We start from the raw sequence: 25,483 nt of genomic DNA on the forward strand, positions 1-25,483 counted from the left end.
ATATGGTTTTCAAAAACTGAACCAAAAAACGTTTTTGTATAAAATTTATTACTTTTTTTTTGAGCTATATTTGTAGTGTATGGAAAAAGAACTCAAATTATATATGGTTTTACTGGGCTGTACGCCCAAAGGTAGGCTTACAGAGCAACACGACATTTTTTTTGGTGTAGCAACCTCTTTAGAGGCACTTATACCCGATATGTATGCTTTTTGGGCAGATAGTGGCACAATACATATAGATGCGTGGCGTGAGGTAACCCAAGTAGGTAACTACAACATTAGTATGGTACCTAAAAATAAATTGGTGCAAAAAGACAAACTCTTTTTTATTAACATGGGAGGTTATAAGCAAGGGGATTTTGAGGAATACCACTACAAAATACTTACCGTTGCTAACACAATGGGCGAGGCAGTAAAGGAGGCTAAAGCATCTGCATTTTATAAACATTACGGTTTTGAAGGTGCTGTATCGCACATTGATGATAAATATGCGCTGGATGCGGACGATTTACATAATGTGCAGGATGTGCTGCCACCCCATATAAAAAAGCAGTACAACATAAAAATTACACCAACTACAGCAGTTGTAGAAGACATACTGCATATTGGTTACCTAAAACTTAAAGAATCTAGGCTTTTTAATTCTTAATAATTTTAAAGGGCTGTACAGTCGTTTGTTGTAATGTAACAATATACATACCTGCTTGCAACTGGCTTACGTTAATAGTGGTATCATTTAAAGCAAGTATGCCACTATAAATAACCTTACCCGTAACATCTGTAATTGTATAATTGGTTTTAGCTTGTAAACCGTTAGGTAACTGTATATGTATAATATCTGTTATAGGGTTGGGATATACCGAAACCGATGCGTTACTAAACAACTCGTCTTTTAAAAGTACGCTCTGCAAATAATCGTCCAAATACTCCGAAAGGTCGTAATAATGCAAACCCTGCTTTACTTCGGGTATGGGTGCTTGGTTAAAATTTTCGTTGCTTACAAAATACTCGTTCCCATTTTGGGTAGTAATACCCTCTATTTGGTTAAATGGTGCTGCTATTAACAATTTTCGTTTGTTGCCGCTAAAAAAGTCCGTTTCATTATAGTCATACAACAAATAAATAAAAGGTTGTAGTGTAACGCTATACCCCGAAAGGGCTATTAGTTTTTCGTCCTCTAAATACGTTGCTCCTGTTATAAGCCCATCAACATCGTAAGTAGCCTCTAGCTCTGCAGTATGGTTTCCAGCAGTTTTAGGTAACTTATAAACACTCGTTTCTTGGCTAACCCACTGCTTGGTAAACAGGTAAATATTATTCTGCCCAACAATAAAAGCCTCACAATCAAAATCGGTACTGTTACCCCCAGTTGCGCTAAAATCAGTTTGATTTTCGTAACTAAAATTAATGTATACTACGTCAGGATTATTATCTAATATACTTTGCTTACTTATTTTAAGTATACTCAAATTGGTTCGGTTACCGTTAGCATTATTCCCAAAGTCACCTATATAAATGTAATCTTCATCTTGTGCTAATTCTTCCCAATCAGTATTTGTTGCACCCGTAATCGCGTGTGTAACTTCTATATTTCCGTTAGTAGTATCAATACCATACAGGTTTATATCATTACTATCATTATGCGTATACACGTAGTCACCCCAATATATAAGCCCCGAGGTTTCGTCAACATCATTTGGTAGCACTAGCAATGATTTGGATGTTATTGTTGTGGAGGCGTATGTACAACTACCATCGTTAATGGTAGCATCAGGATTATAATTTTCAGATAAAGGATCTGTGCAACCTTGTACCTGTGCAGTAACAAAAAATACAGGAAAGATGCAACTAAATAGAATTGTTAAAAAAAGATAATAATGTTTCATATAATGCAATTTAATAGTGTAGTATAAACATGTTTATCTTATAAAGCTACGCATATATTTTATAAAACAATGCTTTTTAAAATACTGTTACGCAAACAACATTGAAGTTGCATATCAGAAAATTCTAAAAATCCAAAAAGCATATTTCCAAATTAATGATTTACCTTTGACCCATAAAAATACACATACTTATGATTTACAAATTCAGAGTTATACTTGATGCAGAAGAGGATATTTTTAGAGATATTGCTATTAGACAAGAGGATACACTGGAAGATTTGCACAATGCTATTGTAAACGCTTTTGGTTTTGACGGACTAGAAATAGCATCGTTTTATACCTGTGACGATGAGTGGACTCAGGAAGACGAAATTCCATTTTTTGATACTGGAGATGTACCTGGCGAACAAAAAACAATGGCAGATTATGTACTAAATAATATTTTAGACAAAGAGAATACGAAAATAATTTACGTGTACGATTTTTTAAACATGTGGACGTTTTTGATTGAGCTTGGTGCTATAGAGGAGCCTGAAAGTGGTGTTAATTACCCCGACTTATTATTCTCGCATGGTGAGATGCCTACCGATGCTCCTAATATGGACTTTAGTGGTGATGAATCTGGCTATTTTGACGAAGAAGATGATTTAGACATGTTAGATGAAGAAGGTTTTGAGGATCTTGGTTTTGAAGAAGGAACTTGGAATTAAAAAGGAACTCTAAGGGTTAAAAAACTAAGCACCTAATTATACAGTAAATAAATGATTAATCTATTTAATACACATATCGAAAACCTATCCATACACAGGGTAGGTAATAAAAGCCGTAACGAAGCAATATTTTTATCGGAGCAGCCGTATGGGCTTAACGACGAAATTGTACCGTTATTAAAAGAGTACTTTTTTAAACCTTTTAGGGATAAAGAAGAAAATTACTTTCAGTTTGTACACGAGGTAGATTTAGATTATCATGATATGTACAAATTGGCAACGGAGTTATTTAATAACCCTAGCGATGCGCACGAAGTATCTAAAAAAATAACAAAACATTTATACGAACAATCCAACCATCCGCACATTAAAAACGGAGAGGTATATGTAGCCTACCTAAGCAATGTTACTATAGATAATAACGTTACTGATGCCATAGGTATTTTTAAAAGCGAAATAAAAACAGATTTTCTTCAATTTGAAGAAAAAGGAAGCAACCTTGAGGTATTATTACAGCAAGGTATTAACCTGAACAAGCTGGATAAAGGCTGCCTTATATTTAATTATAAAAAAGAGGAGGGCTATAAAATATTAACTATAGATAGTAACCGCTACGATGCACGCTATTGGTTGGAGCACTTTTTATCAGTAGATGCCTTTCAGGACGAAAACTTTATGACTAAAAAATACATGAAGTTTGTACAAGATTTTGCTAAGGATGTAGTACTACCCGCCGAGGATAAAAAGGAAGAAGTAATGTTTATGAACCGTTCTGTAAATTACTTTGCAAAGAATGACGATTTTGAAGAAACCAACTTTTTAAACGAAGTATTGGATAATCCTGAGCTAATTCCTGAATTTAAACATTACAAAACAGAAAAAGCCCCTAAGTACAGTATAGAGGACGTTACCAACTTCCCGATTGCCAATGCAGCAGTAAACGATGCACGTAAAAAGATAAAGAATGTAATTAATCTGGATACCAACATCCAAATAAAAATGGATTTTGTAAACCCCAAAAGTGCTGAAAAGTTTGTAGAAAAAGGATGGGACGAGGAAAAGCAAATGTATTATTACCTGGTATACTTTAACAAGGAGCAAAAAGTATAACTAGTATACAACATAAATTTAAAAAGAGGTTTTTATAGCCTCTTTTTTATTAAACGTAATATAAACCTTACTGTAAAGTAGTATATTTAGCATTACTTAGCCATTAAAACTATAATTTTAGCGCAGAACGAAGGAGAATAAAAATGCATAGTAGAATAAAATTGCTGTTAATATTGCTTTTTTTAGCAAACGCCCCTGTTGTTGCACAAAACAAGGATACTAAAAACGACACGGTTAAAAAACAGCAACAACAACAAGCCATGTATAAAGACATAGAGCAATACTCTAAAAAAAGTAAATTTACAAAACTACTACACAAACTACTTTTCAAGTCACCTTCCAGAAGAAAAACAAAAACAACCAGCCATAACAGCCAAGAAGAAATACACCAATTGTACAGAGAGGGCGAGGGCAAAATTATTAGAAATATAAAAATTGTAACACTCGACCCATTTGGTTATTCGGTATCAGACACTACCCGAAAACCAAAAAAGTGGATTGAGCGCACGGGTAATCATGCCCATATAAAAACAAAACAATTTGCAGTAAAAAACAGGCTGCTATTTAAAAAACACCAACGGCTCGATTCGTTACTACTACAGGAATCAGAACGTTTACTTCGTGCTGATAGGTTTGTGCGTAGGGTAGTTATAAAGCCCGTACCCATAGCCAACAGCAAAGACTCTGTAGATGTTTGCGTAAGAGTATTAGACTCTTGGAGTTTAACCCCAAATGGCTCAATATCCAGCTCCAGTACAAATATCGAAATTACTGAACGTAACTTTATGGGCTGGGGACATGAGTTTGAAAACCGTGTAGATACTGATTTTAATACTGGACAAACTGCCTATCTTGCACGCTACCAAGTAGCCAATATTAAAAATACTTATATTGACAGCGAGATTAATTATGCTGTACTAGAAGACGAAAGTTCTTTAAAAAGTATTGGCTTTCAGCGTATATTCTTTTCGCCTGTTACCCGATGGGCAGGGGGTGTTTATGTTGCCGAAGAGTTGGTACGCGACTCGTTACCCGATGCACAAGGTAAATGGGAAATACAAAATCAAAAATCAGTAACACAAGATTATTGGGCAGGGTATGCACATGGCATACCAAACAAAGACGATACAGCCGAACGTACTACCAATTTTGTAACTACACTGGGCTTTTTACAAAAAGATTTTGAGGAGTCGCCTGCCATAGCTTACGACTCCATTAATTACTATAGCAACGAACGAATGTATCTTGCAAGTATAGGGGTTACATCCCGAAAATTTACACAAGATAAATTCCTGTTCAATTATGACATTATAGAAGATATTCCTATAGGCCGCGCATACTCTAGCACCTTTGGTTTACAAGAAAAAAACAACCAGCAAAGGCTGTACCTTAGCGGACGTTATGCCTACGGACACTACTACAATTTTGGCTTTTTTAGTGCCAACGCCCAAATAGGGTCATTTTTCTACAAAGGAAGATCAGCCCAAACCGTATTCCGTCTGGATATGCTATATTTTAGTAACGTAAAACAATTGGGTAATTGGCGTTTTAGGAATTTTATAAAGCCCGTACTGGTAATAGGTAGTAAACGTCAACAAATTATAACCGACCAAATTAATATTAATGAGCAAAACGGTATACAGGGGTTTAATAACAGAACGCTTGTAGGTACAAAAAAGTTCCTGCTTACCATGCAAACACAATCCTACTCCCCTTGGAACCTTTGGGGATTTCGTATTAATCCGTTTGTAAACTTTACCATGGGCATGATTGGCGATAAATTCAACAAACTCTACCAAAGTAAAGCATATACAAAATTTGGCGTCGGATTACTTATTTACAATGATTACCTTGTTTTTAACAGCTTTCAAATTTCTATGGCATTTTACCCTACCATACCGGGTGAAGGGAATAACCTTTTAAAAACGAATACTTTTAAAAACGACGATATTACACTACCTAACTTCCGCATTAGTAAACCTACAATAGTACCTTACGAATAATACTGAACAATAAAAGTTAAAATTTATTGCTGTTTTTAGTAACAATAAAGGTATATTATCGTCAAAATAAGTAACAAACCATAATTCCTTCACATACTGGAAACCATATTAACTATTAATAACCTCGATAAGAGGTATGGGAAAATACACGCTGTTAAAAACGTTTCTTTCGAAATAAAAAAAGGTAACGTATACGGTATATTAGGTCCTAACGGTAGCGGAAAGTCGACTACACTTGGTATTATACTCAACGTTGTAAACAAAACCTCTGGTAGTTACAGTTGGTTTGGAGGTACTAACACTACTCACGCAGCACTAAAAAAGGTAGGTGCAATTATAGAGCGTCCTAACTTTTACCCTTACATGACATCGTACCAAAACTTAAAACTGGTATGCGATATAAAAGGAATTAACTATAGCAAAATAGACGAAAAATTAGAGTTGGTTGGACTACTGGAAAGAAAGCACAGTAAGTTTAAAACCTATTCGTTAGGAATGAAACAACGCCTTGCCATAGCCTCTGCCTTACTTAACGATCCTGAGATATTAATATTAGATGAACCTACTAATGGGCTTGACCCACAGGGTATACGACAAATTAGAGAGATAATCCGAAAAATAGCTACTTTGGGTACTACTATACTGTTAGCATCGCATTTACTGGACGAGGTAGAAAAAGTATGTAGCCACGTTGTAGTATTACGCAAAGGCGAAGTATTATATACGGGTAGCGTTAATGGAATGACGGCTAACGAAGGCTTTTTTGAGCTACAGGCAGAAAACAACAAGCAATTAGAGGAAGCATTATCAGGGCATCCTGCCATAACAAAAACGGAGGTTAACGACGATAAATTGTTTGTATACCTCAATGCTCATTTAAACGGTGGCGATTTAAACCGCTATTTGTTTGAAAAAGGTATTTGTGTTAACCATATGGTATTACGTAAAAACAGCCTAGAGGAGCAATTTATTGAGCTAACTGCTAAAAAAACATCTAACTAATCTCCCCCCTATTTATTATGAAACGTCTTTTAAATATAGAACTCCAAAAATTGTGGAAAAATACATCGAGTAAGGTATTAATAATAAGCTACTTCGTGTTATTATCCTTTATAGCCTTATTAGCGTCGGTAAACTTTAAAATTATTGGTATCGATTTTAGATTGGCAGACCAAGGTATTTTTAACTTCCCGTACATCTGGCATTTTAACACCTACATAGCTGCCATACTAAAATTCTTTTTGGCATTGGTAATTGTTTCCATGATGTCCAACGAATATACCTACGGTACGCTAAAACAAAACCTTATAGATGGGCTTAGTAAACGTGAATTTATACAATCTAAATTTTTAACGGTAATACTATTTGCAGTAGGTTCTACCCTATTCATATTTTTAATGTCCCTTACATTAGGGTACAGCTTTTCATCGTACACAGAAACCGCTATAGTATTCTCAGAAATGGAATACATTGGGGGTTACCTACTAAAACTTATCGCTTTTTTCTCTTTTTGTTTATTTGCAGGTATACTTGTAAAACGTTCGGCATTTGCCATCGGGTTTATATTTGTATGGTACATTATAGAGAAAATTATGCATGGGCTACTGCGTTGGCAAATTGTAAAAGATGATACGATTAGTGAAAATATAGTACAGTTTTTTCCACTAGAATCGATGAGTAACCTAGTTAAAGAACCTGTTACGCGTTTTCAAGCCTATCAAGCACTAGAGAGTATGAACACGGCTGGTGCTGTTAAACCAAAGTTTTACGGAATTCACTGGTATGAGGTTGTTATAGTATTGGCATGGACTGCTTTCTTCATTTTTATGTCATATAAGATACTAAAAAAGAGGGATTTGTAGTACCTTTGCAACCGCTATGAAAATACGGTTATTGCATTATTATACTTTTTTATTGCTGATAGTAACAACATCAGCTTCAGCACAATATATAGAGGTAGACGATACCTACACAGCACAACAAATGGTAGAGGCACTGGTAAGCAATTCGTGTGCATCAGTATCCAATGTATCTGTAAACGGTTGGCAAGATGGTATAAGTTACGGGTATTTTGAACGAGGCACCTCCGATTTCCCGTTTGAAAACGGTATTGTATTAAGTACAGGGTTGGCATCATCGGCACCTGGACCCAACAGCACTTTGCTAAGCGAAGGCGGCACAGACTGGCCTGGCGATGTAGACCTCCAAACAGCGTTGGGGGTAAACAATACCATAAATGCCACTGTACTGGAGTTCGATTTTGTTCCGCTAACCAATGTAATTAGTTTTGACTATATCTTTTCGTCAGAACAATACTTAACCAGTATAACCTCTAATGCGCAATGCAATTTTACCGACGGTTTTGCCTTTTTATTAAAAGAAGTAGACAGCGATACGTACCAAAACTTAGCGGTAATACCCAATACCAATATACCCGTTAGGGTAAATACCGTACGTGGCACAGGTGTATGCCCTGCAGCCAACGAACAATATTTTGATGCATTTAACCCCGTAGAGCATAATACCAACTATAACGGGCAAACCGTAATACTAAAAGCACAGGCAAACGTTACTGCTGGTACTACCTACCATATAAAATTGGTGGTTGCCGACCAAGGTAACAACCTATACGATTCGGCTATATTTTTAGGAGGCGGGAGTTTTACAGCCACTACCGATTTGGGGAATAACAGGCTATTATCGTTAAATAACCCGTTATGTGAGGACGAAACACTACTGCTAGATGCTACTTATCCGTTTGCTACAGGGTACGAATGGTTTAAAGACGGTGCACCTATTAACGAAGCTAATGATAGTGCTACGTACGAAGTTACAGAAGCAGGTACGTATAATGTAGCCGTAGCCATAACCGCCGATTGTTTCTCGTATGGTGAGGTAACCATTGAATATGCTACCAATCCCGAAATAGTAACCCGCACGCTTATACAATGTGATGATAATAACGATGGGCTGACCACGTTTAACCTTAATTTGGCTACGCCATTGGTTACCAACGAAAACCCTAATTTAGGTGTGAATTATTACGAAAGCATCGAGAATGCCGAAAATGGTATTGATGTAATTACCAATACCACACTTTACGAAAATACGGAACCCGACCAAGAAATATATGCAAGGGTACAAAACCAACACGGATGCTACAGCATTAGTACTGTTGTACTGGCAACATCTGCCAATGGTGTTACCACACCTACCCCTATTGCAAGTTGCGACGAGGATGATACGGATGATGGTTTTTTTGCACTCAACTTAAACCAACGAAACGACGAAATATTAGCTGGACTACCCGATAACCTAGAGCTACAATATTATCTTACCGCAGAAGATGCGCTGGAAGCTACAAACCCTATACCCAACCCCGAAAACTTTACCAATACCGTTGCAGGTGGGCAAACCGTATACGCACGTATTTTTGGTGGTAGTGCCTGTTACGGCATTGCGGAGTTGGAACTGATTATATACTCGTTTGGTGAAAACGGAACGGACGAAGAAGTTTACCTGTGCGATAACAATAGCGTAGTACTTAATGCAGGTGCAGGATTTGCATCGTACAAATGGGACACCGAGCTTGAGCAAGATTCGCAATCCATAACAGTAATCGAAACAGGAACATATACCGTTACCATTACCAACAATTTTGGATGCGAAGGCAGTAAAACATTTACCGTATTACAGTCGGGCATTGCAACAGATGCTACTATTACTATAAACGATTTTACAGGCAATAACAACAGTATTACCATAACCCCCGAAGGTTTGGGCAATTACGAATACTCATTAAACGGTATTACATATCAGGATACAAATACCTTTAATAGACTACCATCGGGAGAGTATACGGTTTATATACGAGATAAAAACGGCTGTAACCCCGTATACACCGATAGTGTTTTTGTACTCGATTACCCAAAATTCTTTACGCCAAACGGCGATGGTACAAACGAGACATGGCGTATACCGTTTATGAACAGCCGACCCGAAATACGGGTAACTATTTTTGACCGTTACGGAAAAATAGTTTCAGGCTTTAAAGGGGCTAGCAACGGTTGGGATGGCAATCTTGACGGAAAAAAGCTACCTGCTACCGATTATTGGTTTTTAATAACTCTAGAAAACGGAAAAACTATTCGAGGACATTTTGCCCTAGTGCGCTAATTTTTATATATTTATAAAAAAATTAACGCTATAATTCCGTGAAAAAGATTTTCAGGGTAATATTACTATTCATATTATATTCGTCAGGGCTGTATGCACAAAACGATTGTCCTGATGCTATAGTAGTATGTGGCAACGACGACTATTATGGTCTCGATGCTACAGGCGTAGGCATACAGGAGCTCAACTCCGCCGAAAATGTTTGTAGCAGCCAAGAAAATAACAGTATTTGGCTTAAAATAATTATAAAAGACGGTGGTACGCTTGGCTTTACAATTACACCCGAAGAAATAGACGACCTTGTTGTCGATTTCGATTTTTGGTTATTTGGTCCTAATGTGGAATGTGATGAACTCGACGAAGCCATACGCTGCTCCACAACCAATCCGCTTGCAGCAGGGCAAGACTATAATACTACGGGAATGAACGATACGGAAACAGATGTATCGGAAGGACCTGGACCCGATGGAAACTCGTTTATACAATGGATTGAAGCGGAAGATGGCGATATATATTATTTGATTATAGACCGCCCTCATGGTTCATCTAACTTTTCTATAGAATGGACGGGTACTGCTACCTTTCATGATATTCCTGTTTTTAACAACCCCAATAACATCCCAATCGACCTATCAGAATGTGATGATGGCGAGGTATACGATGGTATAACAACCTTTAACCTAGAGCAGCACGCTGCCATGTTTATTGGCGACCAAACAGGCGTATCGCTCACCTACCACGTAAGCATAAATGATATGATGACGGGCGAAAACCCAATAGAATCGCCAAGTACCTTTCAGAACACCAGTACTACACAAACCATTTACATGAAAATGACGGATGTAGTAACAGGCTGTTTTTCTAACGAAACGTTCGAAATTGTTGTAACACCCCATATAGATGAAGTTGTTAATTTGGTAGCATGCGATAACGATGGTATTAATGACGGAATTACAGCGTTTGATTTAACAGAGAACGAAATTGTATTGGGCAATCCCGACAATATTGAAATTGATTACTATGAAGATAATGACGGTATCCCGCATGAAGACCCTATAACCAATATTGAAAACTATACAAATACAGAAAACCCACAGATAATACACGTAATAGTTACCAATACAGTAACGGGCTGTAGCGCAACAGGTACGTTTAATTTAAGCGTAGTATCGCCTGTTGCAGGCACACCGCAAAACCTGTACGTATGTAGCGGTAATGGCATTGGTATATTCGATTTAACAGAAAATACAGCCGCTATAGCCAACGGTAGTACCGATGCCGTTATTACTTACCATATAAGTGAAGAAGATGCCGAGAGTGGTGAAAATCATATAGGAACTTGGTACCAAAACACCACTCCTTACGAGAGTGACCAGTTGTGGGCACGCCGTGAATTAATGGATGGCGAATGTTACGATGTAGTATCTTTTATTGTAGAGGCACAACCGAATCCTATATTTAATAATCCTGATAGCATTAGTTTAAGCATTACCAAATGTGATAACGATGGTGTGGATGATATGGTGACTACTTTTGATCTTACACAGTACGAAACAATGTTTATTGCTGACCAAACTGATATAGCTATTACTTACCATACATCGTTTAGTGGTGCAGTAAATGGCGAAGATCGTATTGATGAGCCAGAGGCCTACAACAATACATCGGACAGCCAATGGATATACCTGAGAATGACCAACTTGTTAACAGAATGTTTTTCAAGCTGGGCATTTCAAATTACTGTAACACCAGGTATAGGGGTACCCAATGATTTTTCGGTTTGTGATGATGATGGTTTCTTCGAATTCAACCTAGCTAATAATGACGATGTTATAGCCAACACGGCTACTAACGCTAGTATAACCTACTATACTTCGGAAGAAGATGCAGAAAATGCTATTGATGCCGTGGGTTCGTTATACCAAAACCAAACTGCCTATACAAGCGAGCAAATATGGGTTAGAATGGAAAAAGAAAACGAAGAGTGCATTGCTTTTACTTCGTTTACTATTAACGTACACCCCATACCCAGTTTTAATACGCCCAACGGTTTACTACCTGATATGATACGTTGCGATAATGATGGGATAGCGGATGAGTCGATTGAATTTGACTTAACAAGTAACGAGAATTTACTAGCAGGCAGTTCTGAAAATATTATTTTTTACTATTACGAAGATATTGGGGGGCAACCCGCACCCAACCCCCTTGCATCGCCCGAGGCATATAGCAACGTGGGCAACCCACAGCTTATTCATTACAGGACGTTAAATACAATTACGGGGTGCTTTACACTAGGCACATTCACGTTAACCGTTACACCAGGAGCTGGACTACCTGACGATTTGGCAATTTGCGAAGATGAAGACGGTATTGCCACCTTTAATTTGGCGATTAATAATAATTTAGTAGCAAACGGTAACGAAGATACTATAGTAACGTATTACCGCACAGAGGAAGATGCCGAAAATAACGAGAATGATATAGGTTATACGTACCAAAACCAAACACCATATAGTACAGAAACCTTATGGGCACGGTTGGATAAAACAACCGAAAGTTGTACCGATTATGTGAGCTTTACCATAGGTGTATACAACATTCCAACATTTGAAAGTGAGGACAATATGCCTCCTAATATCATATCGTGCGATAACGATGCTATTGATGATGGAATAATTAGCTTTAATCTAACAAGTAACGAAGCAGCAATGCAGGGCAGCCAAGAAAATATGCTATTTACATATTACGAAGATGAGGACGGTACCCCAAAAGATACGCCTATACTAAATCCTGAAAATTATTATAATATAGCGAATCCGCAGGTAATTCATGTAACCATTACCAATTCTGTAACAGGCTGTAGTGCTACTAACACTTTTACACTTGCTGTACTACCTGGTGCAGGAGAACCCGAAAACCTCTACTTATGTAGTGATAATGGTTTTGCTGAATTTGATTTAACGCTAAACAACGAAGCAGTTGCTAATGGAAATGACGATGCTGCAATTACTTATTACCTTACCGAAGATGATGCCCTAAACGGTACAAACGATATTGGAACATTGTACGAAAACACCACCCCCTACGAAAGCGAACAAATATGGGTTCGCACCGATGTACTAAATGATGGCTGTTACGATGTTACATCGTTCACTATAAACATAGTACCCGAACCTACGGTTAACAACCACAACAATATTAATGTAAACCTTACCAAGTGCGATGATGATAATGTAGATGATGGAGTTACAACCTTTAACCTTACGCAACACAGCGCAATGTTTATAGGCACCCAAAACGGTATAACCATTACCTACCATACATCAGCAGAAGATACTGCTAGTGGTGAAAATGCCATTACAAATCCAGAGGAATACCGAAACATAACTATGCCGCAAACAATATATGTTAGAATGAATACTTTGGCAGATTGTTATACCCAAACGCAATTTATTTTAAACATAGATAATACAGTCCAGACAGGTATACCTGAAGATATACTATCGTGCGATTCTGAAGAAAACGGTTACCAATTATTTGATTTGCATAAAAACGACAGCCTTATTAAAAATGGCGAGCCAAATACTGTGGTTACCTATTACGCAAGCGCACAAGATGCCGAAAATGGTACAAACAAACTCAATCGTTTTTACACCAACAACACTCCCTACACCAATCAAACCATATGGGCTAGGCTCGAGTACGCATCGGGTTGTGTTGGCTATGGCATAACATCGTTTACAATAGCAATACTACCCTTACCTGAAATAGAATATACGATAGATGTTACTGATTTTACAGTAGCAAGAAATAGGATAACAGTTAATATTGCTACTAATCCTGGAGATTACGAGTTTTCTATAGATAATGTACTTTTCTCGGAAAATAACGTTTTCGATAATCTAACACCAGGCATATACACTATATATGTACGTGCTAAAAACAATTGTAAAACCATAGAGATTGAAATCCCAATACTAAACTATCCTAAATTTTTTACCCCTAACGGCGATGGTACGAACGAGCTATGGAATGTAAAATACTTATATTACTTTCCAGATGCCCGAGTTTTTATTTTTGACCGTTACGGAAAAGTACTAACAAGCTACGCAGGAAACCAACAAGGATGGGACGGTACATACAATGGGCATAACCTCCCTGCTACAGACTATTGGTTTAAAATAGAGTTTAATAGCGGCAGAACAATTAATGGACATTTTGCAATGGTAAGGTAAAAAAATCCCTATTTTTGGATGCAAATTAACGCTATATGAAACGCTTAATCCCAATTATACTTCTACTATTATCAATAACCGTAACCGCACAGGGTGAAGCTGATAACTGGTTTTTCGGACAAAATGCAGGTATCCAATTTCTTGAAGATGGCTCTGTAATAGCATTATCAGGCAGCGCAATGGATACTAATGAAGGTTGCAGTACAATATCCGACGCCGAAGGAAATTTGTTGTTTTATACGGACGGTAGAAATGTATGGGACAGAAATCATGTTATAATGCCAAACGGAAATTATAGCATAGGAACAGGGCTTCTGGGCGATCCTTCTAGTGCACAATCGGGTATAATAGTTCCTAAAAAGGGCGACCCAAATATATACTATGTATTTACGGTTGATGAACCACACCATCAAAATGCGGCGGTATTTCCTGCACAATTTGCAGGTAATTACGATGGTGACCCTGGACAAACCGTACCACAAGCAGACGACGGTTTTAATAACGGACTTAACTACTCTATAGTAGATCTATCGGTAACAGGTGTAAACGGTAGCATTGGCGATGTTACCACACGTAACGTACATTTAGTAACGTACAATCCCGATAACGAAGATGAAATAAAATACCAATGCTCAGAAAAAATAACAGCCGTAAAAAATGCCTCTGGTAGTGGTTTTTGGATAATAACCCACTTTATAAATAACTTTTATGCCTTTTTTGTGGATGAAAATGGTGTAACCGAAGACCCCGTTATTACAACCATAAACCCTGTTATTACTATTGACGGATACCGACGAAATGCAATTGGATATATAAAAGCATCGCCAAATGGTAGCAAAATTGCTGTTGCACACAACCAAAACGCAACCGTAGAAGGTACTACTCAAATAAACGGAAATGCGTACCTGTACGATTTTGATAACGAAACAGGTATAGTAAGCAATCCTATTACGCTCATGAGTGATAATGTAACAACGTATGGTATTGAATTTTCGGCACAATCCAAGAAATTATATGTTACCGCGCGAAATGCAGCAGATATAAGCGAATTACGACAGTATAACTTGGAGGCTGACGATATACCAGCCTCAGAAACCGTTATATCATCCGTCATAAATAACTCAACAGCACTACAATTAGGTCCTAACGGCAAAATATACCGTTCTGTAATAAGCACAGGATTTCTGGATGTTATTAATAGTCCAGAAGAAGATGGTTTAGCCTGCGATTTTCAACTTAATGCCGTAGCATTGCCTGCTGGAACATTAGCTACTTTTGGGCTACCACCCTTTATTACATCCTTATTCTCTGCAGAAATAATAACTGAAAGTACTTGTTTTGGCGATGCAACCGAATTTGAAATTAATACGATTGTAGGTGAAATTGATAGTATAACATGGAATTTTGGCGACGGTACTGAGTCTACAGAATTAAACCCTACACATAACTATACAGCTCCAGGTGCCTATACCGTAACTGCAGATGTAACAAGCGAAGCCGAAATTTTTAACGTAACCAGTACGGTAACTATTTCTAGCGTTCCCATAGCTAACCAACCTACTACCCTAACAGAATGTGACCCTGATAATGATGGTGTTACAACCTTTAACCTAACCAATAACAATGCTAATGTGTTAGGCGGACAGTTGGATACACAATTTGAAGTACGATACTACGAATCGCAAGAAAATGCAGATAATGATACTAGTGCTGTAAATGCCACAGCATTTACCAACACTACCACTCCGCAAACACTATATGTAAGAATACAAAACAGGAGCAATACGGCTTGTTATGCTACATCGTCTTTTCAAATAAACACATCCAATACTCCAGTGCTAAACGATACCCGCTTTAGTATATGCGATGATGCTATTGATGGTAATGATGCTAACGGTCAGGCTACGTTTAATCTTACAGAAGTTACAACAGCATTGGTACAAGATACTGAAAACTTTACGGCAACCTACTACCGTACAGAGGCTAATGCAGAGGATGAAGATGATGCTTTACCCGAAGAATTTTATAATACTACAGCTAATGAACAGGTTGTTTTTATTCGTGTAGTTAATACTACTTTTGCCGAATGTTTTGCTATAGAACCTATAACACTAATTGTAAACCCATTACCAACATTAATAACTGATGCAGTATTGGTACAATGCGATTTAGGAGTTACCCCTGATGGAATTACACAGTTTAACCTTGAAGAAGCAAACAATTTTTTCACCAATGATAACCCTGATATTTTAGTAACCTACTATGAAAATGATGCAAATGCAACTACAGAAACAAATATTATAACAGGAGTATTTACCAATACAGAGAATCCGCAAATTGTAAGTGCCAAGGTTACAAATACTACAACGGGTTGCTTTAGGATATTACCATTAACGTTAGCGGTAAACACCAATGGGTCTACCCCTATTGTGCTAACCCATTGTGATGATGATGGCACAGAGGATGGCTTATATGCTTTTAACCTTGAGGATGCGGGTTTAGAAAATGAAGTTGATAGTATAGTATACTATGCCAATGCCACCGATGCCTTATTAGAGCAAAATGCTATAGGGTTGGATTATACAAATACAGACCCTTACGAGCAGAGTGTATATGCCCGTGTAGAAAATGATAACGATTGTACACTACTGCAAGAAATTCAACTTGTGGTATATGAGTTACCCGATATTGTTACCGAAGAAGAAGCAATTGTATGTAATAATACAGGAGCATTTATACGGCTTGATAGTGGTGTAACAGGCAATCCAGCAAATACATCCTACCTATGGTCTACAGGAGCAACAACAAGCTCAATATTAGTTAACGAACCTGGAATTTATAGCGTAACCGTAACAAATAGTAATGGGTGCGAAAAAGCACGAACAATAACAGTAGCCGCATCGGACGTTGCGATTATTAATGATGTTATTGTAACCGACCTTGTTGATAACAATACAGTAACCGTATTAACATCGCCTACAGGCGGTGTAAACACTATTTACAAATACAGCCTAGATTTACCAGAAGGTCCTTTTCAAACATCTAATATTTTTGAAAATGTAACGCCTGGATTGCATACGGTATATGTTTACGATACAAATGGTTGCGGAATAGTATCACGAGATATAGCGGTACTATCCATACCCAAATTTTTTACACCCAATGGCGATGGCGTTAACGAAACTTGGCAGATAGTTGGTATCAACAGCGAAATTTATGCTAAAAGCAAAATTTATGTTTACGACCGTTATGGTAAATTAATTACAGGAGTAAGCCCAAGAGGTATAGGCTGGGACGGCTACTATAATGGCGATAAATTACCTGCTACCGATTATTGGTACGTTATACGCTTGGAAGATGGCAGAACTGTAAAAGGGCATTTTAGTTTGGTACGATAAATATTTGATATGCAGATTTAAATATCTAATTTCGCGGCTTTAATTTTTAAAATTTATAGTCTTGAAAAAATTATTTCTCTTAACAATAACCTCTTTGTTAATCTTTGGATGCTCTAGTGATGATGGTAGTACAAATACACAACCTAAAAAGATAGTTCGAAGAAGTTATACTGGAAATCCTAATGAAGTTATACAACGTTATCTATTCTCTAATGGCAAATTAGAATCGATAAAATTTTATAACTCAAGCGATTTTTTTAAAGGAAGTATTAATTACGAATACTTTTCCAATGGGCTATTACATAACATAACAAAGTCTAATGGAGGTTACTTACATTCTTTTATATACGATAATCAAGAGCGAATTATGCATATGAAATATGAAAACAGCCAACTAGACGAAGCGTATTATGTTAATTACACGTACAATAATGACAACACTATTACAGCCGAAAGTTTTGGCACCACCCAAGGCGTAAAAACGTATTACCTTAACAGTAATAACTTAATATACAAAGAAGTTAGTGAAGGTACTACTTACGAAGTTATATTTGATGGATACAATGCCATTTCGGGTAGTTATGGTACGTTTATTAGTAGATCTTTTGAGTATAGTGATACAGATTTACAGTTTAATACTGATTACTTTACGGGCGGATATGCATCAAACGGAGTATTAATGTATAACAGCCTATATGGTAACGAAACTGCATCAGCAAATAAATATTTAATAAAAGAAATTGGTAATGATACTTTTAAACATGAATATACTTTTGATGGTAATGGTAGACCTATTATAAGGCTTGATTACAAAAATGATAATTTAACAGACGAGTTCAAATACGAATATTAGTGAGGTAAGAAATAAGGTTAGCCAAATAATAAAAGCCCTATACTTTCGTATAGGGCTTTTTTAAATCTATCTGTAATACGTAACTAAAGCTTAAGCAATTTTAAAACGCTTTCTATCCGTTTCGTTTAAGTATATTTTACGCAATCTAATACTTTTAGGTGTTACCTCTACGTATTCGTCTTTTTGGATATACTCTAGGGCTTCCTCCAACGAGAATTTAATTGCAGGAATAATTTTGGCTTTGTCATCTGCTCCAGACGAACGTACGTTACTCAACTTTTTAGTTTTAGTTACGTTTACCGTCATATCGTCACCACGAGAGTTCTCGCCAATAACCTGTCCCTCATAAATATCCTCATTAGGATCTACAAAGAATTTACCTCTGTCCTGAAGTTTATCAATAGAATAAGGTATTGCTTTACCATTTTCCATTGAAATTAACGAACCACTAATACGTCCTGGAATGTCGCCTTTAAACGGTTGGTATTCCAAAAAGCGGTGCGTCATTATAGCCTCGCCAGCAGTAGCGGTAAGCAACTGATTTCTCAATCCGATTATACCACGCGATGGGATAAGGAATTTTACTACCATACGTTCGCCCTTTGGCTCCATGCTTAGCATCTCTCCTTTTCGTAAGGTTACAAACTCTACGGCACGCCCCGAAAGGTTTTCTGGTAAATCAATAGTAAGTTCCTCTACAGGCTCACATTTAACGCCATCAATTTCTTTTATAATAACCTGTGGTTGCCCAATTTGTAGCTCATACCCTTCTCTACGCATGGTTTCAATAAGTACAGATAAGTGCAGTACACCGCGACCAAATACCATAAATTTATCGGCACTATCCGTTTCTGCTACCCTAAGTGCAAGGTTTTTTTCAAGCTCTTTAGCTAACCTATCTTTAATGTGGCGTGAGGTAACATATTTACCCTCTTTACCAAAAAATGGCGAATCGTTAATGGTAAACAGCATGCTCATAGTAGGCTCATCTATAGCTATGGATTTAAGTGCTTCTGGGTTTTCAAAATCAGCAATAGTATCGCCAATCTCAAAGCCCTCTAATCCTACCACAGCACAAATATCACCTGCTACAACTTCAGCTACTTTTAAACGACCAAGCCCCTCAAAAGTATGCAACTCTTTTATTTTTGATTTCGTTATTTTGCCATCACGCTTTACTAACGATATATTCATGCCTTCTTTTAATACACCACGTTGTAAACGTCCTATAGCAATACGTCCTGTAAAGCTCGAAAAGTCTAACGATGTAATCAGCATTTGTGGTGTACCTTCTGATACTTTTGGTGCTGGTACGTGCTCTATAACCATATCAAGCAATGGCTCTATGTTTTCTGTTTTGTTACGCCAGTCGGTAGACATCCAGTTTTGTTTTGCTGAACCATAAACTGACGGGAAATCCAACTGCCACTCCTCTGCACCTAGCTCAAACATAAGGTCAAATACTTTTTCATGCACTTCTTCTGGCGTACAGTTTTCTTTATCAACCTTATTAATAACAACACATGGCTTTAAACCAAGGTCTATAGCTTTTTGTAATACAAAACGTGTTTGCGGCATAGGTCCTTCAAAAGCATCAACCAAAAGGCAAACACCATCGGCCATGTTTAATACACGCTCTACTTCTCCTCCAAAATCGGCGTGACCAGGAGTATCAATAATATTAATCTTAGTTCCTTTATACGTTACCGAAACGTTTTTGGAGGTAATGGTAATACCACGCTCACGCTCCAAGTCGTTGTTATCCAAAATAAGATCACCAGTGTTTTCGTTTTCACGGAACAATTGGCAATGGTACATAATTTTGTCAACCAATGTAGTCTTACCGTGGTCAACGTGGGCAATAATCGCAATGTTTCTAATAGACGTCATCTCTGTTTTTTTGAAGCTGCAAAAATACACTTTATTTCGACAAAAAAAACATTAGTTATTAAGGGTTTAGCTTTTATTAACACCAAAACACAATTTAGTAACAAATAAAGGCTTTGATACTAAAAATGATTATAAACAAGGGTTTAGAATGGCAATAATCATAACTTTTTCTAAAAAAAGAAAGCAAGTACAGTTAATTAAATTATATTTGTTTAACCTTTTTAGCAAAACTATGAACAACGTAAAGACAAAGTTTAATATTCGTGACCTAGAAAACCTTTCGGGGATTAAAGCACATACGATACGCATATGGGAGAAAAGATATAATATTCTTGAGCCTATGCGTACTGAAACGAATATCCGCTTCTACGACATAGAAAACTTGCAGAAGTTACTAAATATATCCACATTACACAATTTTGGGTACAAAATATCTGCAATATCCAAAATGCCAGAGGAAAAACTGCCTGTAATGGTAAAAGAGATACTTTCTAACAAAAGTATGTCCAACCATGTGCTAAACAACTTTAAGTTGTCGATGATGAATTTCGATCAGGTACTTTTCCTTAATACCTACAATGCCATACTGCAAGAAAAGTCGTTTAGAGAAATATTTTACGATTTCTTTATACCATTGCTTACAGAAATAGGCGTGTTATGGCAAACAAATACCATAACACCTGCTCATGAGCATTTTATAAGTTTTCTTATCAAACAAAAATTAGCCTCTAACCTTGAGAAGCTACTATTAGATCCTCCTAAAAAAACCGACAGAACCTACATACTGTATTTGCCGCACGGAGAAATACACGATTTGGGACTAATGTTTATTAACTACGAGTTGGCATTAAATGGGTATAAATCTATATTTCTTGGAGAAAGTGTGCCTTTGGACAGTTTAAAGCAAGTAAAAAACTATTTTGATAAGGTAACTTTTGTAACTTACGTTACGGTAGAACCCGCAATGGATCAAATAAATGATTATATTAAGAGTTTAATGACGGAGTTGGTTAACGATGATACCACCAACTTATACATATTTGGGCATAACATTCAATTTATAAAATCAGAATTGCTAAATAATAATGTAACATTATTCCAGTCTATCAGCGATTTCGGGAATTCATTGTAAACCCTACTACCTTGTAATTAAACATGTTTAATTATTTTATATTTTAAATAAACAAATGCGTAAAGAAATAAAAATAATCGGCTCTGGTTTCTCTTCATTAGCAGCAGCATGTTATCTGGCTCAAGATGGGCATAGCGTAACTATATTTGAGAAGAATACTACTGTAGGCGGAAGAGCCCGACAGTACCAAAGAGATGGCTTTACCTTTGATATGGGACCAACTTGGTACTGGATGCCCGATGTTTTTGAGCGCTTTTTTGCCGATTTTGGCAAAACACCACAAGACTATTATAAGTTAACGCAACTATCGCCTGGCTACCGTGTGTATTTTGGCAAGAATGATTATGTTGATATTGATAGCAAATTAGAGGACATAAAAGCAACTTTTGAAACCATTGAGCCTGGCAGTGCAGCCATGTTACAGGAGTTTATAGATGAGGCTAAAAGCAATTATGATATTGCCATAAAAGATTTGGTGTACCGCCCTGGCGAATCGCCTTTGGAGTTGGTAACACCACAAACAGTAAAAAAATTAGGACAGTTTTTTAGCAATATATCACGCGATGTACGCAAAAAATTCAAAAACAATAAATTAATACAAATACTAGAGTTTCCTGTACTGTTTTTAGGCGCAAAACCATCCGATACGCCATCATTCTACAGCTTTATGAATTATGCCGATTTTGGTTTGGGCACATGGCACCCCGAAGGTGGTATGTTTAGTGTAATTAGTGCTATGGAAACCCTTGCACGCAGTTTGGGTGTAACCATACATACCAACGCTGCCATAGAGAAAATAGGTGTAGAAAATGGTACGGCATCGTGGATGTTGGTTAACGGCACTAAAGTTAAAGGTGATATTATTATGAGTGGTGCCGATTACCACCATACCGAAACCTTACTTGATAAAGCCTACAGAGGTTACAGCGAGCAATACTGGGAAAAACGCACTTTTGCACCATCTTCCTTATTGTTTTATGTAGGTTTTGATACAACAATTAAAAACGTAGAGCATCATAATTTATTTTTTGATACTGATTTTGATGCACACGCTATAGCTATTTACGATAATCCTAAGTGGCCTAAAGACCCTCTTTTTTACGTCCGATTCCCGTCTAAATCCGATGGGCACAGTGCCCCTCCAAACATGGAAGCAGGAACGTTTTTAATACCCCTTGCCCCTGGTATAAAAGATACACCAGAGCTGCGTGATGAGTACTTTGAAAAAGTAATACACCGTGTAGAGCAATTAACAGGGCAGGAATTAAAATCGCATATACTGTTTAAAGAATCGTATTGTGTAAACGATTTTATAAAAGATTATAACTCCTACAAAGGTAATGCTTACGGGTTAGCCAATACACTGCTACAAACTGCATTTTTACGTCCAAAACTAAAAAGTGCAAAGGTAAAAAACCTGTATTTTACGGGGCAGTTAACCGTACCAGGACCAGGAGTACCCCCTGCACTTATTTCGGGTAAATTAACCGCAGGATTAATATCAAAACAGTTAAATAAAGCAACAAAAGTAACCGTGTAAAGAAAATAACTATGAAGTCAATTTTCGATCAAATTTCCTACCAATGCAGTCGTAATGTAACCAATGCGTACAGTACCTCTTTTTCTTCTGCAGTAAAAATGCTATCGCCACGCATACGCCAAGATATTTATAATATATACGGTTTTGTTCGTTTTGCGGATGAAATAGTGGATACTTTTCATGATTATGATAAGGAACGACTGTTTACGTTGTTTGAAAACGATATGGACAACGCGTTAAAAGATGGCATCAGTCTTAATCCAGTACTAAATGCTTTCCAGCATACGGTAAACAAATACAACATACCCAAGGAGCTTATTGATAGCTTTATGAAAAGTATGAAAATGGATTTGTATAAAAAAGACTATACAAGTGTTTCGGAATACAACGAATATATTTATGGCTCGGCAGATGTAGTAGGGCTAATGTGTTTAAAGGTATTTACAGGTAATGATGATGCTAAATACGAGGCATTAAAAGCCCCCGCTATGCGATTAGGATCGGCATTGCAAAAAGTAAATTTTTTACGCGACTTGAAAGATGACACGGAAGCACTTGACAGAAACTACTTTCCTGCATTAAATTTGCAAGAAATGGACGATAGCGTTAAAAGACAAATTGTAGCAGAAATAGAAGCAGATTTGGCAGAAGGTTATAAAGGTATTGTACAATTACCTGCCGAGGCTAAGTTTGGTGTATACACCGCCTATGTGTACTATAAAAAGCTTTTAACGAAATTGAAAAAAACACCACCTATGAAGATAAAATCGGCACGTATTCGTGTACCCGATTATCAAAAAGTGGGGCTATTGGCAAAATGTTACATAAACTACAGGTTTAATATTATATAATTTACGCGTTTTATGGCACTTTATATCCATATATTGGTTTTTATACTTACATTTTTCATGATGGAATTTATGGCATGGTTTACACACAAATATGTAATGCACGGTTTTTTATGGAGTTTGCATAAAGACCACCATCGTAAAGACCACGACTCCTGGTTTGAGCGTAACGATGCCTTTTTTATATTTTATGCTGTTGTAAGTATAGGTTTCTTTGTACTATGGCAAAACAACATCTTGGAAATCGGCTTGGCAATTGGCTTGGGTATTTTTGCATACGGGCTAACTTACTTTTTAGTGCATGATATTTTTATACATCAGCGTTTTAAAATGTTTAGGAAAGCCAATAACCGATATGCTAAAGCAGTACGGAGAGCCCACAAAATGCACCACAAACATTTGGGTAAAGACAAAGGCGAATGTTTTGGGATGTTAATTGTACCTTTTAAATATTTCAAGAAATAATCTACTTTTGCATTTAATCATCAAATAAAATAGTCCTAAAAACATAAATGAGGCTATTTTTATGTTACGCCTTTGCACGTTAAAACTATTACGAAAAAATAAGTAAAAAATAACCCTCTAAGAAAATTTCGTTCCTTAGAGGGTTTATCATAATTAACCTTAATATACTATTATTTTTTAATCATGGTTTGGAGCGGCTTTAACTGATCGAGGTTTAAATTACCTTTTTGTATCAGCATCACCATGTCCATAACATTGCCAATATCCATATCGTCGCCCAATAAGCGTACTACGCCAAAACCATTGTTTTGTTGGTGTGCAAAAAGTACAAACTCATCAATAGCATCATCCTCACCTACAGCATATATGGCCACTCCATCTTTGTTAGAGCCAAAACGCATTAGCTGCTCATAACGTTCATCTTTAAGTAAGGTATTTATATTACTACGTTCGGTAGCATACATGCCATTATCTAACGAATCGGTTTTAAAAATCAAGATGTTTAGCTTTTCAAGCGATTGTAATGCTTCCTTTTCACCATCCGTTAACGTTAAACTATCAGTATTCACAAAATTAGGAGCTATATCTAATGCTACAAAGTTTTTGGTTTTGGATTTTTCTACAAAATACTTCTGCAACGATGGTTCGTTGGTACACGATGCCAATAGTAGTAATAATATCCCTGCTGTAAAAAATATCTTTTTCATTATAGTTACTGTTTTTTAGAGGCACTTTTTAACTGGGTACCACCAGGTAAATTCATTTTATCTGTTAGTACTGATAGTTCACTTAAATCAAAATTACCCGTAAGCGTCATTAGTACCGTTTCCTCGTTTCCGCCCTCAATAAACATTAACAGCTCTCTAATTTCCGTTTCTGTTTTACCCGTTTTAACATATATCTTAATGTTTTTACCACTATCGTTAATACGCATTAACTCATCCAACGGATATTTTTTAAGGTAACTCGTCATGGTCGTTTTCATATCAGCTATGGCTTTCTTATCCGAGGTTGTAAACACTCTTAAATTATCTAGCTTTTTAATTAAATCCAAATATTGTTTAGCCTCTGCATTACTCGTATCTACATCTACATTACTCATTAGTGCAAACATTTTCTTGCTCACTATAATGGCAGTTACACCATCTTTCCCATCAAATTTATCAAATGCTGACTGTGCAAAAAACACGGCTGGCATTAGCACTAGTAATAGTGCGGTTACTATCTTTTTCAT

The 25,483-nt window shown here is 36.9% G+C and carries 18 protein-coding genes; 14 read left to right on the forward strand and 4 right to left on the reverse strand.

Annotated features, from left to right (window positions below; all coding sequences use genetic code 11):
* Positions 1-79: 79 nt before the first annotated feature.
* Positions 80-649: a DUF1543 domain-containing protein gene (locus K1I41_RS11635; RefSeq protein WP_220640506.1), complete on the forward strand. Its 570-nt coding sequence runs from the start codon at positions 80-82 to the stop codon at positions 647-649.
* Here K1I41_RS11635 and K1I41_RS11640 read toward each other — a convergent pair.
* Complete coding sequence (locus K1I41_RS11640; protein WP_220640507.1) at positions 639-1,886, reverse strand: T9SS type A sorting domain-containing protein; 1,248 nt, start codon at positions 1,884-1,886, stop codon at positions 639-641. The genes K1I41_RS11635 and K1I41_RS11640 overlap by 11 nt on opposite strands.
* 191 nt (positions 1,887-2,077) lie before the next feature.
* Here K1I41_RS11640 and K1I41_RS11645 point away from each other — a divergent pair, with 191 nt between their 5' ends.
* The 9 genes from K1I41_RS11645 (at position 2,078) to K1I41_RS11685 (ending at position 18,374) form a co-directional block, all read left to right on the forward strand.
* On the forward strand, positions 2,078-2,596 hold the full coding sequence (locus tag K1I41_RS11645) for an IS1096 element passenger TnpR family protein (RefSeq protein ID WP_220640508.1): 519 nt from the start codon (positions 2,078-2,080) through the stop codon (positions 2,594-2,596).
* 51 nt (positions 2,597-2,647) lie between these two features.
* A complete protein-coding gene (locus K1I41_RS11650) occupies positions 2,648-3,706 on the forward strand; it encodes a nucleoid-associated protein (RefSeq protein ID WP_220640509.1) in 1,059 nt (352 codons plus the stop codon).
* 143 nt (positions 3,707-3,849) lie between these two features.
* Positions 3,850-5,709: a hypothetical protein gene (locus K1I41_RS11655; RefSeq protein ID WP_220640510.1), complete on the forward strand. Its 1,860-nt coding sequence runs from the start codon at positions 3,850-3,852 to the stop codon at positions 5,707-5,709.
* A gap of 96 nt (positions 5,710-5,805) precedes the next feature.
* Positions 5,806-6,711: an ABC transporter ATP-binding protein gene (locus K1I41_RS11660; protein ID WP_220641883.1), complete on the forward strand. Its 906-nt coding sequence runs from the start codon at positions 5,806-5,808 to the stop codon at positions 6,709-6,711.
* 17 nt (positions 6,712-6,728) lie between these two features.
* Positions 6,729-7,571 carry an ABC transporter permease gene (locus tag K1I41_RS11665; RefSeq protein WP_220640511.1) on the forward strand — a complete coding sequence of 281 codons (843 nt, stop codon included), beginning with the start codon at positions 6,729-6,731 and terminating at the stop codon, positions 7,569-7,571.
* 16 nt (positions 7,572-7,587) lie between these two features.
* Positions 7,588-9,885: a T9SS type B sorting domain-containing protein gene (locus K1I41_RS11670; protein ID WP_220640512.1), complete on the forward strand. Its 2,298-nt coding sequence runs from the start codon at positions 7,588-7,590 to the stop codon at positions 9,883-9,885.
* Positions 9,886-9,923: 38 nt separating this feature from the next.
* Positions 9,924-14,123 carry a T9SS type B sorting domain-containing protein gene (locus tag K1I41_RS11675; protein ID WP_220640513.1) on the forward strand — a complete coding sequence of 1,400 codons (4,200 nt, stop codon included), beginning with the start codon at positions 9,924-9,926 and terminating at the stop codon, positions 14,121-14,123.
* A 35-nt stretch (positions 14,124-14,158) separates the two neighbouring features.
* Positions 14,159-17,521, forward strand: a complete 3,363-nt coding sequence (locus K1I41_RS12495) for an FIDD domain-containing protein (RefSeq protein WP_220640514.1) — start codon at positions 14,159-14,161, stop codon at positions 17,519-17,521.
* A 61-nt stretch (positions 17,522-17,582) separates the two neighbouring features.
* Entirely contained in the window at positions 17,583-18,374 is a 792-nt protein-coding gene (locus K1I41_RS11685) for a hypothetical protein (protein ID WP_220640515.1), read from the forward strand.
* A 90-nt stretch (positions 18,375-18,464) separates the two neighbouring features.
* Here the strand turns inward: K1I41_RS11685 and typA are convergent, their stop codons facing one another.
* Positions 18,465-20,264, reverse strand: coding sequence for a translational GTPase TypA (gene typA / locus K1I41_RS11690; RefSeq protein WP_220640516.1), 1,800 nt, complete (start codon positions 20,262-20,264; stop codon positions 18,465-18,467).
* Between the two features lie 232 nt (positions 20,265-20,496).
* Between typA and K1I41_RS11695 the strand changes: the two genes are divergently transcribed.
* Genes K1I41_RS11695 through K1I41_RS11710 form a run of 4 tightly spaced genes read left to right on the forward strand, consistent with a single transcriptional unit; the run spans position 20,497 to position 24,249 of the window.
* Positions 20,497-21,396, forward strand: a complete 900-nt coding sequence (locus K1I41_RS11695; protein WP_220640517.1) for a MerR family transcriptional regulator — start codon at positions 20,497-20,499, stop codon at positions 21,394-21,396.
* Positions 21,397-21,451: 55 nt separating this feature from the next.
* Positions 21,452-22,936, forward strand: a complete 1,485-nt coding sequence (gene crtID / locus K1I41_RS11700; protein WP_220640518.1) for a bifunctional phytoene desaturase/3,4-desaturase — start codon at positions 21,452-21,454, stop codon at positions 22,934-22,936.
* An 11-nt stretch (positions 22,937-22,947) separates the two neighbouring features.
* The gene (locus K1I41_RS11705) at positions 22,948-23,787 is read left to right on the forward strand and encodes a phytoene/squalene synthase family protein (protein ID WP_220640519.1); all 840 of its coding nucleotides are present in this window, start codon (positions 22,948-22,950) and stop codon (positions 23,785-23,787) included.
* Between the two features lie 12 nt (positions 23,788-23,799).
* Positions 23,800-24,249, forward strand: a complete 450-nt coding sequence (locus tag K1I41_RS11710; RefSeq protein WP_220640520.1) for a sterol desaturase family protein — start codon at positions 23,800-23,802, stop codon at positions 24,247-24,249.
* 170 nt (positions 24,250-24,419) lie between these two features.
* Here the strand turns inward: K1I41_RS11710 and K1I41_RS11715 are convergent, their stop codons facing one another.
* Positions 24,420-24,956: a GFO_1091 family lipoprotein gene (locus tag K1I41_RS11715; protein ID WP_220640521.1), complete on the reverse strand. Its 537-nt coding sequence runs from the start codon at positions 24,954-24,956 to the stop codon at positions 24,420-24,422.
* 5 nt (positions 24,957-24,961) lie between these two features.
* Positions 24,962-25,483, reverse strand: coding sequence for a GFO_1090 family protein (locus tag K1I41_RS11720; RefSeq protein ID WP_220640522.1), 522 nt, complete (start codon positions 25,481-25,483; stop codon positions 24,962-24,964).

It is taken from the genome of Flavobacterium litorale, from assembly GCF_019613795.1.
GTDB lineage: Bacteria > Bacteroidota > Bacteroidia > Flavobacteriales > Flavobacteriaceae > Flavobacterium > Flavobacterium litorale.

What these genes read in the sequence shown, in the direction of transcription:
- K1I41_RS11635 (WP_220640506.1), top strand. Translation starts at nt 80, where the DNA reads ATGGAAAAAGAACTCAAATTATATATGGTTTTACTGGGCTGTACGCCC.
- K1I41_RS11640 (WP_220640507.1), bottom strand. Translation starts at nt 1,886, where the DNA reads ATGAAACATTATTATCTTTTTTTAACAATTCTATTTAGTTGCATCTTT.
- K1I41_RS11645 (WP_220640508.1), top strand. Translation starts at nt 2,078, where the DNA reads ATGATTTACAAATTCAGAGTTATACTTGATGCAGAAGAGGATATTTTT.
- K1I41_RS11650 (WP_220640509.1), top strand. Translation starts at nt 2,648, where the DNA reads ATGATTAATCTATTTAATACACATATCGAAAACCTATCCATACACAGG.
- K1I41_RS11655 (WP_220640510.1), top strand. Translation starts at nt 3,850, where the DNA reads ATGCATAGTAGAATAAAATTGCTGTTAATATTGCTTTTTTTAGCAAAC.
- K1I41_RS11665 (WP_220640511.1), top strand. Translation starts at nt 6,729, where the DNA reads ATGAAACGTCTTTTAAATATAGAACTCCAAAAATTGTGGAAAAATACA.
- K1I41_RS11670 (WP_220640512.1), top strand. Translation starts at nt 7,588, where the DNA reads ATGAAAATACGGTTATTGCATTATTATACTTTTTTATTGCTGATAGTA.
- K1I41_RS12495 (WP_220640514.1), top strand. Translation starts at nt 14,159, where the DNA reads ATGAAACGCTTAATCCCAATTATACTTCTACTATTATCAATAACCGTA.
- typA (WP_220640516.1), bottom strand. Translation starts at nt 20,264, where the DNA reads ATGACGTCTATTAGAAACATTGCGATTATTGCCCACGTTGACCACGGT.
- K1I41_RS11695 (WP_220640517.1), top strand. Translation starts at nt 20,497, where the DNA reads ATGAACAACGTAAAGACAAAGTTTAATATTCGTGACCTAGAAAACCTT.
- crtID (WP_220640518.1), top strand. Translation starts at nt 21,452, where the DNA reads ATGCGTAAAGAAATAAAAATAATCGGCTCTGGTTTCTCTTCATTAGCA.
- K1I41_RS11705 (WP_220640519.1), top strand. Translation starts at nt 22,948, where the DNA reads ATGAAGTCAATTTTCGATCAAATTTCCTACCAATGCAGTCGTAATGTA.
- K1I41_RS11710 (WP_220640520.1), top strand. Translation starts at nt 23,800, where the DNA reads ATGGCACTTTATATCCATATATTGGTTTTTATACTTACATTTTTCATG.
- K1I41_RS11715 (WP_220640521.1), bottom strand. Translation starts at nt 24,956, where the DNA reads ATGAAAAAGATATTTTTTACAGCAGGGATATTATTACTACTATTGGCA.
- K1I41_RS11720 (WP_220640522.1), bottom strand. Translation starts at nt 25,483, where the DNA reads ATGAAAAAGATAGTAACCGCACTATTACTAGTGCTAATGCCAGCCGTG.